We start from the raw sequence: 14,194 nt of genomic DNA, 5'->3' as shown, positions 1-14,194 counted from the left end.
CATGTCCTCGCAGGGGAGCCTGCGCCTCGTCCACACGCACGGGGAGCGCGTCACCGTCAGTGAAGTCACCAGCGGTGTGGAGTTGTTGAGCTACGTCTACCGGCCCGAGGCCGCCTGGGAGTCCCCGAAGCCGTATCTGCATCCGCTCAGGACACTGGCGAACAACGTCGTCACGGACTACCGGCCCAACGACCACCGCTGGCACAAGGGCCTCCAGATGACGGCCTCGCACCTCTCCGGGCAGAACCTGTGGGGTGGCAACACATACGTCCACGGAAAGGGATATCTCGAACTCCCAGAGCGCGTCGGGTCGATGGCGCATGTCACCTTCGACGAGGTCGCCTCGGACGGTGCCCGCGCGGTCATCGCCGAGCGCCTCACCTGGCATCCGTACGACGGTGACCCATGGGCCGACGAGGAGCGCCGCATCGAGGTGCACGACATCGATCTCGGAGCGGGCTCCTGGGCGCTGACCTGGACCACCGCGGTCACCAACCGCCGTGCGGAGTCCCTGCGCTTCGGCAGTCCCACCACCGCCGGGCGGGAGATGGCGGGCTACACGGGCCTGTTCTGGCGTGGCCCGCGCGCCTTCCGGGGCGGTCGGGTCATCGGGCCCGACTCCGAAGGGTCCGACCTGATGGCGCGGCAGGCGCCGTGGCTCGCGTACTCGGGTGAGCACGACGGGTCCGACGGCCACGCGACCCTCGTCTTCGCGCACGCCCCCGAGAACGACCACTCCGGGTCGCGAGGCGCCCACCCGGCCCACTGGTTCGTCCGCAACGAGCCCTTCGCGGCCGTCGCCCCCTCGCTCGCCTTCTTCGACGAACTGGAGCTCGCGCCCGGGGAAACACTCACCCGCCGCTACCGGGTCGTCGTCGCCGAGGGCACCTGGGAGCGCGAGGAGGTCGCCAAGTACCTGGAGGAGCATCCCTGGTGAGCGCTGTGATCCCCGGCTTCACCGGACTCCCGGGGGCCGTCGCCGTCTCGCACCTCTGCGTCTACGACTGGCCCGCGGCCGACGGCGTGCGCGGTGGAACCCCTCATCTGCACCTGACCTGTTCGGAGGCGTACGTCGTCACCGGCGGGCGCGGATCCGTGCAGACGCTGACGACGTCGGGGTATGAGGTCACACCGCTCCTCCCGGGCACGGTCGCGTGGTTCACGCCCGGCACGATCCACCGGCTCGTCAATGAGGACGACCTGCGCATCACCGTCCTCATGCAGAACAACGGTCTGCCGGAGGCGGGCGACGCGGTCCTCACCTTGCCCCCCACGTATCTGGCCGACCCCGGGACCTACGCTGCCGCAACCGTCATTCCGGCGGACGCGACCGAGGAGGAGCAGGCGCGGGTCGCCCGGGCCCGGCGCGATCTTGCCCTGGAGGGCTACCGCGCGCTGCGCGACGCGGAGGGGCCCGAGCCGCTCGCCGCGTTCCACCGGGCCGCCGCCGCGCTGGTGCGGCCTCGCCTCGCGGAGTGGCGTGAGCGGTGGCGGCGTGGCGCCGAGGCGGCCGCCTCGGCCACGGGGGACCAGCTCGACCGCCTGGAGCAGGGCGACACGTCTCACCTTGGTGACGCCGTGGTGCGGGCCGAGCTGCCGGCCGCCCACGGCCGGTTCGGGATGTGCGGACGGCTCGACATCTACAAGGGGACCGTCTAGGCCCCTAGAAAGAGGACCGACCAGGCCCGTGGAACGGCGACCGTCCAGGCCCGCAAGGGGCCCGTAGGGCCTGCGCCGGGCCGCGTGCTACGCCGCCGCGGGCCCCGTCACCGTCCAGCCAGGTGCCTGTGGGTGCGCCTTCAGGTCGCCTTGCTCCACCTCATTGCCGCACTCGGCGCAGACGACCTGCGGGACGAGTTCGTGGCCGCAGATGTGCTCGATCACCATCGGGCGGTCGCCGTCGGCGTGGAGGTGGCGGTCGCCCCACGCCATGAGCGTCCACAGGACCGGCACCAGCTCCAGACCGGCCTGGGTGGGCCGGTACTCGTAGCGCTTGGGGCGGTCGCTGTACTCGATCTTCTTCAGTACGCCGGCGTCGACGAGCCGCTTGAGGCGAGCCGTCAGTACGTCGCGCGGGGCGCCGATGTTGCGGACCAGTTGGTCGAACCGCGTGGCGCCCAAGGACACCTCGCGCAGTACGAGCAGGGAGTACTTCTCGCCGACGAGAGCGAGAGTGTCGGCGATCGAGCAGGGGCGCGCGTCCTTCATGCCACCAGTCTAGGGGGTGGGTTGGATTGTCCAACCCACTGAGCTACTCTGGAGTCACTTAGCGGGTTTGGAAAGCAAACTCAGTGAATTTGAAGAACGAACCCGCTCGGTCACCGGTTCCCTGACCTCAGAGACCTGAGAGGCATCCCATGCGTGACGCCGTGATCGTCGAAGCCGTACGCACGCCCATCGGCAAGGGCAAGCCGAACGGCTCCCTCGCCCATGTCCACCCCGTGGAGCTCCTCGCCCACACGCTGCGCACCCTCGTCGAGCGCTCCGGGATCGACCCGGCCCTGATCGACGACGTCATCGGGGGCACCGTCGACCAGGTCGGCGAGCAGGCCATGAACACCACCCGGTACGCCGTGCTCTCCGCGGGATTCCCCGAGACGGTGCCGGCGACCACCGTGGACCGGCAGTGCGGCTCCTCGCAGCAGGCCGTGCATTTCGCCGCGCAGGGCGTCATGTCGGGTGCGTACGACATGGTCGTCGCCTGCGGTGTGGAGTCGATGAGCCGAGTCCCGATGTGGTCGAACGTGCCGGCGGGCAAGGATCCCTTCGGGCCGGGCGTCGCCGAGCGCTACCCGGAGGGTCTGGTGCCGCAGGGGATCAGCGCCGAACTCATCGCCGCCAAGTGGGGCATCTCGCGCGAGCAGATGGACACCTTCGCGGTGAGCTCGCACCAGAAGGCGGCCGCGGCGTGGAACAACGGCCTGTTCGACGCCGAAGTCGCGCCCCTGGAGGGAGTGACCCGCGACGAGTGCGTTAGGCCCGCGAGCACCACGGAGATACTCGCCGGACTCAAGCCCGCCTACTACGACCCCACCTTCGGCGAGCGCTTCGGGCAGATCGACTGGTCCGTCACGGCGGGCAACGCGAGCCCCATCAACGACGGCGCGTCGGCCGTGCTCATCACGTCGAGCGAGACCGCGGCCCGCCTCGGCCTGCGGCCCATCGCCCGGCTGCACAGCTTCGCCGTCACCGGCTCCGATCCGCTGCTGATGCTCACGGGCGTCATCCCGGCCACCGAGAAGGTGCTGCGCAAGGCGGGGCTGGCCCTCGGCGACATCGATCTCTTCGAGGTGAACGAGGCCTTCGCGGCCGTCGTCCTCGCCTGGCAGCAGGAGACGGGCGCGGACCTTTCCAAGGTCAACGTGCACGGCGGAGCGATCGCGATCGGCCACCCGCTCGGCGCGAGCGGCACCCGCCTGACGACCACCCTCGTCCACGCCATGCGGACCCGCGGAGCCCGCTACGCGCTGCAGACGATGTGCGAGGCGGGCGGGCTCGCCAACGCGATGGTGCTGGAAGCCGTGTAGGGCCGGTGGCCGTGCGGTGCCGCGCGGTGGTGAGGCCGCGCGGTGGTGAGGAAGACAGTCAGCGCTTCCGCGACCGCGTGGTGTGTCAGCGGCCGCGCAGGTGGTGGCGCTTGCGCCAGGCCACCACCGCTCCGACCAGGGCCGGTACGGCGATGAAGCCCATCGCGATGAGGAAGGCGGGCGACGTCGGAGCCGAGGCCCGGGCGCCGGCGACGGCGTACGCGGCGGTGTTCGGGATCGAGCCGAGCGCCGTCGCGAGGAGGAAGGGCAGCCAGCCCATGCGGGAGACGGCCGCGCAGTAGTTGGCGGCCCAGAACGGCACCCCGGGGAACAGCCGGGCCACCATCATCGACCGGAAGCCGTGCCGGCTGAGCTGTCCGTCCGCCGCCTTCAGCCAGCGGGCGCGCAGCAACGGGCGCAGCGCGTCCTGCCCGAGGATCCGGCCCAGCCCGAAGGCGACACCGGCACCGAGCACGGTGCCCACGAGCGCGGTGCCCAGGCCCAGTTGGGAGCCGAAGAGGGCGCCCGCCGCCAGATTGAGGAGCGGACGGGGCACGAACGCGACCGTGCACAGCCCGTACGCCACGGCGAACGCGACAGCCGCCGCGGCACCGCCGAGTTGCGGCGGCCAGCCGTCGGCGAGCAGCCGCTGCGGTTCGAAGAGCAGCACGCTCGACGCGGCCGCCGCGAGCAGCACCACGAGCAGGGAGAGCCGCGACCAGGGCGAGAGCAGTGCTCTAGTACAGCGGGTGGTCAGGCCGGTGCGTGCGGCGGTCAGGACGGCGGGTGCGGCGACGGCGAGCTCCGCGGCGACGGAGAGCTCCGTGGCGGCGGCCTGGGGAGTGGCCGTGGCGGTGCCCCCAGAGCGGGTGGTGGCATCGAGCATCCGGCGACACTAACCGACCAGTGTGTGTGATCGCCGTATGGTTCGTCTCATGGGCGTCACAGCTTCCGGAACCTCAGGTGTGCGGTTCGAGGTGCCGAACAGCGCTGTCGCGGACGCCGTGCTGCCGCGGCTCACGGCCACGTACGCCGCGGCCGCCGATGCGGAACGGGCCGCGGCGATGCGCGCATACATGAAGGACGTCGCGCCCTTCCTCGGGCTGACCACGCCCGAGCGTCGCGCCCTGTCTCGGCCCGTCCTCCAGGACACCGCCCGACCCGACGAGGCCGACTGCGCGGCGCTCGCGTTGCGCTGCTGGGATCTGCCCGAGCGCGAGTACCACTACTTCGCCGTCGACTATCTGCGCCGTCATGGGAAGCGGTTGTCGTCTGGCTTCCTGCCGGTGGCGCGCCACCTGGTCCGCACGGTCCCCTGGTGGGACACCGTCGACGCACTCGCCTCCCACGTAGTGGGAGGCCTGGTGGCAGCCGACCCGAAGCTGAAGACCGACATGGACGCGTGGATCGAGGACGACGACCTGTGGGTCGCGCGTACGGCCCTGCTCCACCAGCTCCGCTACAAGGACGCCACCGACACCGAGCGCCTCTTCGGGTACTGCGTCCGCCAGTCCGGGCACCCCGATTTCTTCATCCGCAAGGCGATCGGCTGGTGTCTGCGCGAGTACGCGAAGACGGACCCGCAGGCGGTGCGGGACTTCGTCGCCCGGGAGCGGGGGAGGCTCGCGCCGCTGTCCGTGCGCGAGGCACTCAAGAACATCGGCGCCTGAGGCGCCTTCAGCATCCCATCGCACCACCCGAAACACCCGACTCCCGGGCGCCGAAAACCATTCGACGTGGGCCGACGCGTCGGCGATGATCTCCTCATGTTCCGGTACGCCTTCCTCCTCGCAGCATCCGCAGTCGCGGATGCCCCGAAGGCTGCCGTCCCCGTGGCCGCCGTCGACGGCGCCCGAAGCTGACCCTTCCCGGATCGTCCGGCGGACCCCGCAGGGGGAGGGTCGGCAAGTCCTTGGGGTCCCCGTCCCGGCCCGTATGCGCCGGGGCCATCACTCAGTTCCGCTGACACTGAAGAGGCTTCGAGGTACAGCCATGCCCAAGACGGCTTACGTGCGCACCAAACCGCACCTGAACATCGGCACCATGGGTCACGTCGACCACGGCAAGACCACCCTGACCGCCGCCATCACCAAGGTCCTGGCCGAGCGCGGCTCCGGCACCTTCGTTCCGTTCGACCGGATCGACCGTGCGCCGGAGGAGGCCGCTCGCGGCATCACCATCAACATCGCGCATGTCGAGTACGAGACCGACACCCGGCACTACGCGCACGTGGACATGCCGGGCCATGCCGACTACGTCAAGAACATGGTCACGGGCGCGGCCCAGCTCGACGGGGCGATCCTCGTCGTCTCGGCGCTCGACGGGATCATGCCGCAGACCGCCGAACACGTGCTGCTCGCCCGGCAGGTGGGCGTCGACCACATCGTCGTCGCCCTCAACAAGGCCGACGCGGGCGACGAGGAGCTCACCGACCTCGTGGAGCTGGAGGTCCGCGAGCTGCTCTCCGCGCACGGCTACGGGGGCGAAGCCGTACCTGTCGTACGCGTGTCCGGTCTCAAGGCCCTTGAGGGGGACCCTCGTTGGACGGCGGCGATCGACGCGCTGCTCGACGCGGTGGACACCTACGTGCCGATGCCCGAGCGGTATCTCGACGCGCCGTTCCTGCTGCCGGTCGAGAACGTGCTCACGATCACGGGCCGCGGCACGGTCGTCACCGGTGCCGTGGAGCGCGGCACGATCCGGGTCGGCGACCGCGTCGAAGTGCTCGGCGCCACCGTCGACACGGTGGTCACCGGTCTGGAGACCTTCGGCAAGCCCATGGAGGAGGCGCAGGCCGGGGACAACGTGGCGCTGCTGCTGCGCGGTGTTCCGCGCGACGCGGTGCGACGCGGGCACATCGTCGCCGCGCCCGGCAGCGTCGTACCCAGTCGCCGTTTCGCGGCGCAGGTGTATGTCCTGTCGACGCGCGAGGGCGGACGCACGACACCCGTCTCCACCGGGTACCGCCCGCAGTTCTACATCCGCACCGCAGACGTGGTCGGCGACGTCGACCTCGGCGAGACGGCGGTCGCGCGTCCCGGCGACACCGTCACGATGACGGTGGAGCTCGGGCGCGAGGTCCCGCTGGAGCCCGGCCTGGGCTTCGCGATCCGCGAGGGCGGCCGGACGGTCGGCGCGGGGACGGTGACGTCGGTCGGCTGAGCGTCGGCCGAGGGACCAGGGTGCCCGCCCCGAGAGGGGCGGGCACCCGCTCGTACCGATGTCAGTGCCGTGCGCGAGACTGATCGCAGACGGAGTGTCAGGGGCGCCGAGCCGAGGGGTGGGAAAGCCATGGGGGACAAGGCACTTGTGCTCGGCGGCGGGGGCAGCGGAGGGATCGGCTGGCTCGCCGGAATGCTGTACGGGCTCCTGGAGGCGGGTGTCGACCTGAGCGACGCCGATGTGGTGATCGGTACGTCGGCGGGCTCGTCCGTGGGCGCTCAGCTCGCCTCGGGCCGGCTGACCCTCCTGGAGCTGTACCAGCGTCAACTCGGCCCGCAGAGCGGCGAGCTGCCCGCACGCCTGGGCGCGGGCGCCTACGCTCGCTACGCCTGGGCGACGCTGACGTCGCGCACACCCGAGGCCTACGGCCGGAAGATCGGCCGGATGGCACTGGCGGCGCGCACGGTGGACGAGACGTCGCGTCGCTACGCGATCGAGAGCCGACTCGCCGCGCCCGAGTGGCCGGCGCGGCCGCTGCGCATGCCCGCCGTCGACACGGCCACCGGTGAGCTGCGCGTCTTCGACAAGGACAGCGGGGTGCCGCTCGTGGACGCCATGGCCGCGAGCTGCGCGGTGCCGGGAGCATGGCCGCCGGTCACGATCGACGGCCGCCGCTGGATGGACGGCGGCACCCACTCACCGGCCAACGCCCACCTCGCCGCCGGGTACGCGCGCGTGGTCGTCCTGGCTCCCGTCGCGGCGGGCGGCGGCCCCTTGGCCTCGGCCGCCGAGCAGGGCCGCAGGCTCACGGAGAACGGCGCCCGCGTCGCCGTCATCGCGCCCGACCGTGACGCGAAGCAGTCCTTCGGACGCAACCCCCTGGACCCCGAGGTCCGGGCGGCCGCCGCACGCGCCGGGCGGAAACAGGCCGCGATACACGCGGCGGAAGCCGCCGAGGTGTGGCAGGGCTGAGACGGAGGGTCGTCGCCGGGACGGGGACGACCCTCCGTCTCGGGAGGTATGACGGCACAATGGACCCGTGGACGAGCCGATACCCGTGACACGGGCCGTGGATCACGGAACCGCCAAGCTGATGCCGGATGTCGACCGGAAGCGGGCGTGGCTGCTGACGGTGGACGGGGCGCCCCAGTCGTACGTCGATCTGGACGCGCCGACGCATCTGGAGTTCGAGTACGCGCGACGGCTCGGGCATGTACTCGACACGGTGGTGGAACCGGGAGCGGCCCTGGACGTGCTGCACCTCGGGGGCGGGGCGCTCACCCTGCCCCGCTATGTCGCCGCGACCCGGCCCGGTTCGCGGCAGGACGTGGTGGAGGCCGACCGCGGTCTGCTGTCCCTGGTCGGCGAGCATTTGCCAGTACCCGACGGTTCGGGCATCACCCTGCACGGCGCGGACGCCCGTGCCTGGCTCGAAGCCGCCGCGCCCGACTCCGCCGACATCATGATCGCGGACGTCTTCGGCGGCTCACGGGTACCGGCGCACCTGACCTCCATCGCGTACGCGTGCGCCGCCGAGCGGGTGCTGCGCGCCGACGGCGTCTACCTCGCCAACCTCGCAGACGCCGCGCCCTTCGCCTTCCTCCGCTCCCAACTCGCCACGTTTTCCACGGTGTTCGAGGAGCTGGCGCTGATAGCGGAACCGGGCGTCCTGCGCGGCCGCCGCTTCGGCAACGCGGTGCTCGTGGCGTCCCACCGCCCCCTCGACACGGCCACGCTCGCCCGCCGGACCGCCTCCGACGCCTTCCCCGCGCGTGTCGAACACGGCCCCGCACTGCGGGAGTTCATCGGCGCCGCCGAACCCGTCCGCGATGAGAACGCGGTCCCTTCACCCGAGCCGCCCGACGGGGCCTTCAGCATCGGCTGACCCACTCGCCAGGTCCGGCACCGGCGTCCCCTGAGCCACCGGCCTGGTCCGCCGCCGGATTCCGCACGTCCGGCACGCACAGCACCGCCGCGGTGCCGCCACGACCAGCGCCGCGCAGCCCACAGCTCGGTCGTACGCCCGAAGGCCTGCTCCGCCGGCCCCGCCAGGGCCGTGGCCAGCGGCACCATCGCGATCGAGCCGAACCAGTCGTAGGCCGAGACACGCGAGGGCTTGTCCTCGGGGATTTCCTGGTGGAGCGCGCAACACCTCGGTGAATGTAGCCGTTCTGCTCGCGCTTCTTTCGCTTGGCTGTGCCGGCTGGTACGGCTACGGTCCGGCCCCCGCCGCTCTTCCCATGAGGCGCGGACAATGGCGAGGTTGTTCAGCCGGCTGGACGCGCCAGGGTGGTCGGGGCCGAGGGCTGCCTCGGTGATCTCCAACGCCCGCTCCTCCGTCGGTAACGCTTTTCCTCCCTGCGTGGATGCGATCAGCAAACACCTCAAGCGCGCTGACACGGTTCGAACTCGACTGCGGGGGGCCTGCACTTGGTCATACAGCGGGTGCCCGCGTGGCTCGTCGAGCTCGTAACCGCAGCCACCAGAGCCGGGACCGCGTGGTGGACGAGCCGCTGATCATCGGACCCGCCCTCACGGGCAATCCAGGATCTCGGGTCTACCCACGGCATCGCGGTGGACGGGTCGCCCACCATCCGCACCACAGCCATTGGCGAAGAACAGCACCATCGTGACCGCAGCCGCCCGTCATCCACGGCAACGGCACTGACTGCCCTCGCTTTGCCCCTTGTTGACGACTGCTGACCTACACTCAGCGCGCCAATCGGTGATCGCCACAAGGTACACCGATCCCCAGCTCGTTCCCAGGGAACTTCATGCGGATATCCACCCTGATCACTGCCGTCGGCGCACTGGCCCTGACCGCGCTGATCACGCCTACCGCCCATGCGACCGTGGGTGGCAGCAGCGACATCAGGATCTTGAACGCGACGGTCAACGGCGGCAAAGACATAGTGATCGGCACGACCACCAAGACGATAACGGCCACTGTGACGTCGACCGCTCCGTCCAACATCAAGAACGTGTCGCTGGTGCTCTTCCACGGAACCCATCTGAACACCGATGGCTACGACGGTGTTCTGAACCCGACCTCGAACCAGGCCGACTGCCGGACGGTCAACGATTCGACCTCCACGTGCAAGCTCACCATCAGCGGCAACCCGACCTTGCTGAAGAATGAGACAGCGGGGACTTGGAAGGCCTACATCTCAGTCGTCGCCAAGGACGGCAGCTGGGCCGACGCCGACCCTTACTCCAGTGTCCGCATCCAGCGGAAAACCCTTCTGACGGTGAACGCGTCACCGGAGCCGGTCGGCAAGGGCAAGACAATCACCATTGCCGGCAATTTGAGCCGCGCGAGCTGGTGGGACGACCTCGAGTACCACGGCTATGCCAACCAGCCAGTCGAGCTCCAGTTCCGCAAAGCGGGCACAGCCACCTACACCACGGTGAAGATGGCGTACAGCAACTCCTCCGGCAACCTGAAAACCACCGTGAGGGCCTCCGTGGACGGCTACTGGCGCTACAGTTTCGCCGGTACGACGACCACCCCGGCGGTCAAGGCCGCTGGCGACTATGTCGACGTCCGCTGAGTAACGCGCGGACCGGCCGCAGGTCGCGCGGTCGTCCGCGTTGTTTGGGGACGAAGAAGTCATCACCGAAGGCCTCGCTGCACGCTGCCGCCGTCGCAGCTTGCTCCACGGAGGTGTTCCCCCCTGGCCAGGACGGCAGCGTGCGGTGTGCCCAGGAGGCTCCTGAACTGCCGTACGCGGCTCAGGAATCCGTCGGATCACCGTGTAGGCGTACCGTGCTGAGAATCTTCTGCACGGTCGCGTCCGACACCTCGTCGGACACGCCCTTGGCGCCGTAGAACGTCCAGGACACGAAGTCGCCGGCCGAGTTCTTGAAGGCGAACGTGGTCGCCTTGCCGTCGGAGTCGCACTTGCCCTTCTTGGGGACACCGGTCGAGTACGTCGTCGCGACACTGCCCTTGACGCCCGACTTCGTCGTGTACGGCTTGGGCTTGCCTATGGTGAGCAGCTTCTTGGAGGCGCTTTTCTGGTCGGTGTAGCCACCGAAGACCCACCACGCCGAGTCGTTGCGTGCCGGGTCGTCGGTGTTCTTGGCACCGCTCTGTCCCTTGGTGCCCGCGGCGGCCAGCGCCGTGTCGTTCTCGTACCCGTCCTTGTCGTCGTCGGACGTGCACCACTTTTCCTGGAGGAAGGCGGGCGCGGACATCCCGATCAGCGAGGAGCCGTCGCCCTTCTTCTCGTCCTCGAAGCCGATGAAGGTGCCGGGAGTCTTGACCTCCCAGTCCGCGGGTACGTCGAAGGCGGTGCCCCATTTCGGGTTCACCACGACCTTCCAGCCCGCGATCGTCGCCTTCTCCTCCTCGCCGCCGCGCGGGTTGTCGTCACCACCGCTCTCGCTCGGCGAAGAGGAGACGGACGGCTTGGGGGACTTGGACGGATCGCCACCCGCCTTGTCGTCCTTGTCGCCGCCGCCCAGGACCAGGAACCCGGTGACCCCGGCCGCGATCACGACGGCCGTCGCCGCGACGATCGCCGTGATCCTGGTCTTGTTCCCGCCACCGCCGCTGCCCCCCGAGGCCTGCGGCGCGCCGGGGGGCTCCGACGGAGCCCCCCACTGCGGCTGCCCGTACGGGTTGGGCTGCTGATATCCCGGCTGGCCGCCGGTCTGCTGATATCCGGGCTGCTGGTACGGATTCGGCTGCTGGTACCCCGGCTGCTGGTACGGGTTCTGGTCCTGCGGGTTCTGCTCGCCCCCGGGCGGCTGCTGTCCTGGCCACATGGCCCGTAACGATAGAGGGACCCGGGACCCGAGTGTCACGGCGGTCCACAAAAGGGCCGGACACCCGGGCAGTTGGCTCAGGACGCCGGCTCAGGACTCCGTCGGATCGCCGTGCAGCCGCACGGTGCTGAGGATCTTCAGGATCGTCGCGTCGGGGATCTCCTGGTCCACGCCGGTGGCTCCGTAGAGGCTCCACGCCACGTAGTCGCCCGCCGAGTTCTTGAACCCGAACGTGATGGCCTTGCCGTCGCTCGCGCACTTGCCCTTCTGGGGCGTGTTCTTGGACCTGGCCCAGGCGATGCTGCCCTCGACGCCCGACTTCGTGGTGTACGGCTTGGCCTTCTCGTCGAAGGTGATGCTCTTCTTGTCCGGCTGCGTGTAACCGCCGTAGACCCACCAGGGCACCTGGTTCACGGCGACCTCGTCGGTGTCCTTGGCTCCGCTCGCGCCCTTGGTGCCCACCGCGCCGAGGGCGGTGTCCTCCGTACGGCCGTCCTTGTCGTCGTCGGACGAGCACCACTTCGACTTGAAGTATGCGGGTGCCGACATCACGATGATGGGCTTGTCGCCGGCCTTGGCGTTGTGCTTCTCGAAGCCGATCGACGTGCCCGGCGACTCGACCTCCCAGTCCGCCGGAACGTCGAACGCGGTGCCCCACTTGGGATTGACGACGACCTTCCAGCCGGCGACGGTCGGCTTCTCCTCGTCGCCGCCGCGCGGGTTGTCGTCCGAGGCCGACGCGCTCGGGTCCTGCGAGGGGCTGACCGACGGCTTCGAGTCCTTGCCGCCCTCCGCCTTGTCGTCCTTGTCACCGCCGCCCAGGACGAGGAAGCCGGTCACACCGGCGGCCACGACCACGGCCGTGGCCGCCACGATCGCGATGACCTTCGTCCGGTTCCCGCCCCCGCTCGGGGGTTCGGGCGCCCCCGCGGGAGAGGGAGCGCCCCACTGCCCCTGACCCGGCTGTTGCCCGTACGGGTTGGGCTGCTGATACCCCGGCTGGCCGCCGGTCTGCTGATATCCGGGCTGCTGGTACGGATTCGGCTGCTGGTACCCCGGCTGCTGGTACGGGTTCTGGTCCTGCGGGTTCTGCTCGCCCCCGGGCGGCTGCTGTCCTGGCCACATGGGCAGTAACCCTAGTGCTGCCTGTGACACGTTTCGGTCACCGCGATTCGTCAGGCATGTACCGGTCAGGAGTCGGACGGGACCTTGGAAAGGCGTACGGTGGCGACGATTTTCCGGACCGTCGTGTCCGGTACCTCCTCGGACACCCCCTTGGCGCCGAAGAACTCCCACGACACGATGTCGCCCGAAGGGTCCTTGAAGGAGAAGACGGTGGCCTTCCCGTCGGTGGCGCACTTTTTCGATTTCTTCACACCCGACGACGAGGCGGTGGCAAGGCTGCCCTTGAGCCCGGACGTCGTCGTGTACGACTCCGCCGCTCCGGGCGTGACGAGTTTCTTGTCGGGCTGGGTGTAGGCACCGTAGACCCAGGCGGCCGCGTCGTCACGGGCGGCCTCCTCGGGGCTCTTCGCGCCGTTGTTGCGCTTGGTTCCGGCGCCCGCGAGCATCGTGTACTCCTTGGTGCCGTCCTTGTCCTCGTCGGTGCCGCACCACTGCTCCTTGAGGAGCGCGGGGGCTCCGACACCGATGAGGGGCTTGTCCTCGGGGTCGTCGTCCCGCGAGACGTACGTGACCCAGCCGGTCGACTTGAGTCCCCACTGCGCGGGCACGTCGAAAGCGATGCCGCGCTTGGGGTTCACCACGGTCTTCCAGCCGGCGACGGTCGGCTTCTCGGCACCGTCGGTGCCTCGCGGATCGCTCGCCGGACTCGACTGCCGGGACGGGGACTTGGTCGGCTCAGGGTCGGTCCTGTCGTCCTTGCCGCCGCCGAGCAGGACGAATCCGGTCACTCCGGCGGCGACCACGACGGCCGCGGCCGCGACGATCGCGATGACCTTCGTCCGGTTGCCGTCGCCTCCCGTCGGCGGCGGTCCCGCAGGACCTGCCGTGACCGTCGGGGCGTTCCATGGCTGCGGTTGCTGCTGGTACGGATTGGGCTGCTGGTACCCCGGCTGCTGATACGGATTCGGCTGGCCGCCTCCCGCATGCGGCTGCCCGCTGCCGGCATTCTGCTGCGAATTCTGCGCGCCCCCTGGCGGCTGCTCTCCTGGCCACATGCGGCGTAAGGATACGGCGATCATCATCGGGTACTGGTCAAGGATTGCTACTCGCGGGTAACATGGCGATATGAGCGCAGACCAGATGACGATCGGCGAGATGCTCGCCGCCACCGTGCCGATGGCCCGGACCCTGAACCTCGAGTTCGTGGAGACCAGTCCGGAGAAGGCGGTCGTAGCGCTGCCGGACCAGAGCGACTACCACAACCATGTCGGCGGCCCGCACGCCGGAGCGATGTTCACGCTGGGGGAGTCGGCGAGCGGGGCGATCGTCCTCGCCGCGTTCGGAGAGCAGTTGTCGCGCGCCGTGCCGCTCGCGGTCAGCGCCGAAATCTCGTACAAGAAGCTCGCGATGGGGCCCGTCACGGCCACCGCGACGCTCGGCCGGCCCGCCGCCGACGTCGTCGCCGAACTCGACGCCGGGCAGCGCCCCGAGTTCCCCGTCGCCATCGCCATCCAGCGCGGTGACGGTGCCGTGACCGGTGAGATGACCGTTGTCTGGACGCTCCGCCCGAACAACTGAGCCAGACGCCTTGCGCAGGGCCTTGGCCGGGT

General features: G+C 70.0%; 14 protein-coding genes and 1 pseudogene. 9 read left to right on the top strand and 6 right to left on the bottom strand.

Going from position 1 to position 14,194, the window contains the following annotated elements:
* The first annotated feature begins 1 nt into the window (after position 1).
* Both ACIBK0_RS16260 and ACIBK0_RS16255 read left to right on the top strand, forming a co-directional pair.
* Positions 2–937 (top strand): PmoA family protein, encoded by a 936-nt coding sequence (locus tag ACIBK0_RS16260; RefSeq protein ID WP_399080420.1) that lies wholly within the window; start codon positions 2–4, stop codon positions 935–937.
* Positions 931–1,659, top strand: coding sequence for a cupin domain-containing protein (locus ACIBK0_RS16255; protein ID WP_399080418.1), 729 nt, complete (start codon positions 931–933; stop codon positions 1,657–1,659). The genes ACIBK0_RS16260 and ACIBK0_RS16255 overlap by 7 nt, the downstream gene beginning before the upstream one ends.
* 87 nt (positions 1,660–1,746) lie before the next feature.
* Here ACIBK0_RS16255 and ACIBK0_RS16250 read toward each other — a convergent pair whose 3' ends face one another.
* A complete protein-coding gene (locus ACIBK0_RS16250; RefSeq protein ID WP_399080063.1) occupies positions 1,747–2,208 on the bottom strand; it encodes a winged helix-turn-helix transcriptional regulator in 462 nt (153 codons plus the stop codon).
* Positions 2,209–2,357: 149 nt separating this feature from the next.
* On the opposite strand from ACIBK0_RS16250, the gene ACIBK0_RS16245 reads away from it, so the two are divergent.
* Positions 2,358–3,527 (top strand): thiolase family protein, encoded by a 1,170-nt coding sequence (locus tag ACIBK0_RS16245; protein WP_399080061.1) that lies wholly within the window; start codon positions 2,358–2,360, stop codon positions 3,525–3,527.
* 85 nt (positions 3,528–3,612) lie between these two features.
* Here the strand turns inward: ACIBK0_RS16245 and ACIBK0_RS16240 are convergent, their stop codons facing one another.
* Complete coding sequence (locus ACIBK0_RS16240; protein WP_399080059.1) at positions 3,613–4,413, bottom strand: TVP38/TMEM64 family protein; 801 nt, start codon at positions 4,411–4,413, stop codon at positions 3,613–3,615.
* A gap of 49 nt (positions 4,414–4,462) precedes the next feature.
* On the opposite strand from ACIBK0_RS16240, the gene ACIBK0_RS16235 reads away from it, so the two are divergent.
* The 4 genes from ACIBK0_RS16235 to ACIBK0_RS16220 all read left to right on the top strand — a co-directional run bounded on the left by ACIBK0_RS16235 (position 4,463) and on the right by ACIBK0_RS16220 (position 8,574).
* Complete coding sequence (locus ACIBK0_RS16235; RefSeq protein WP_399080057.1) at positions 4,463–5,197, top strand: DNA alkylation repair protein; 735 nt, start codon at positions 4,463–4,465, stop codon at positions 5,195–5,197.
* Positions 5,198–5,519: 322 nt separating this feature from the next.
* Positions 5,520–6,689 (top strand): elongation factor Tu, encoded by a 1,170-nt coding sequence (tuf, locus tag ACIBK0_RS16230; RefSeq protein ID WP_399080055.1) that lies wholly within the window; start codon positions 5,520–5,522, stop codon positions 6,687–6,689.
* A 129-nt stretch (positions 6,690–6,818) separates the two neighbouring features.
* Positions 6,819–7,661 (top strand): patatin-like phospholipase family protein, encoded by an 843-nt coding sequence (locus ACIBK0_RS16225; RefSeq protein WP_399080053.1) that lies wholly within the window; start codon positions 6,819–6,821, stop codon positions 7,659–7,661.
* 67 nt (positions 7,662–7,728) lie between these two features.
* Positions 7,729–8,574: a spermidine synthase gene (locus ACIBK0_RS16220; protein ID WP_399080051.1), complete on the top strand. Its 846-nt coding sequence runs from the start codon at positions 7,729–7,731 to the stop codon at positions 8,572–8,574.
* Here the strand turns inward: ACIBK0_RS16220 and ACIBK0_RS16215 are convergent.
* Positions 8,536–8,834 (bottom strand): annotated as a pseudogene (locus ACIBK0_RS16215) (MFS transporter); the annotation flags it as partial. The gene ACIBK0_RS16220 and the pseudogene ACIBK0_RS16215 overlap by 39 nt on opposite strands.
* Before the next feature lie 629 nt (positions 8,835–9,463).
* On the opposite strand from ACIBK0_RS16215, the gene ACIBK0_RS16210 reads away from it, so the two are divergent.
* Positions 9,464–10,240, top strand: a complete 777-nt coding sequence (locus tag ACIBK0_RS16210) for a calcium-binding protein (protein WP_399080049.1) — start codon at positions 9,464–9,466, stop codon at positions 10,238–10,240.
* A 181-nt stretch (positions 10,241–10,421) separates the two neighbouring features.
* Here ACIBK0_RS16210 and ACIBK0_RS16205 read toward each other — a convergent pair whose 3' ends face one another.
* The 3 genes from ACIBK0_RS16205 to ACIBK0_RS16195 all read right to left on the bottom strand — a co-directional run bounded on the left by ACIBK0_RS16205 (position 10,422) and on the right by ACIBK0_RS16195 (position 13,639).
* Positions 10,422–11,459, bottom strand: a complete 1,038-nt coding sequence (locus ACIBK0_RS16205) for a hypothetical protein (protein ID WP_399080047.1) — start codon at positions 11,457–11,459, stop codon at positions 10,422–10,424.
* Between the two features lie 90 nt (positions 11,460–11,549).
* Positions 11,550–12,584, bottom strand: a complete 1,035-nt coding sequence (locus tag ACIBK0_RS16200; RefSeq protein ID WP_399080045.1) for a hypothetical protein — start codon at positions 12,582–12,584, stop codon at positions 11,550–11,552.
* Positions 12,585–12,649: 65 nt separating this feature from the next.
* Positions 12,650–13,639, bottom strand: coding sequence for a hypothetical protein (locus ACIBK0_RS16195; RefSeq protein WP_399080044.1), 990 nt, complete (start codon positions 13,637–13,639; stop codon positions 12,650–12,652).
* Positions 13,640–13,709: 70 nt separating this feature from the next.
* Here ACIBK0_RS16195 and ACIBK0_RS16190 point away from each other — a divergent pair, with 70 nt between their 5' ends.
* The gene (locus ACIBK0_RS16190) at positions 13,710–14,162 is read left to right on the top strand and encodes a DUF4442 domain-containing protein (RefSeq protein ID WP_399080042.1); all 453 of its coding nucleotides are present in this window, start codon (positions 13,710–13,712) and stop codon (positions 14,160–14,162) included.
* Positions 14,163–14,194: the final 32 nt, after the last annotated feature.

The sequence above is a fragment of the Streptomyces sp. NPDC050564 genome (assembly GCF_044457265.1).
GTDB lineage: Bacteria > Actinomycetota > Actinomycetes > Streptomycetales > Streptomycetaceae > Streptomyces.
Note: the sequence above shows the minus strand (reverse complement) of the source record. Positions and strands in the feature narration are given on the sequence as shown.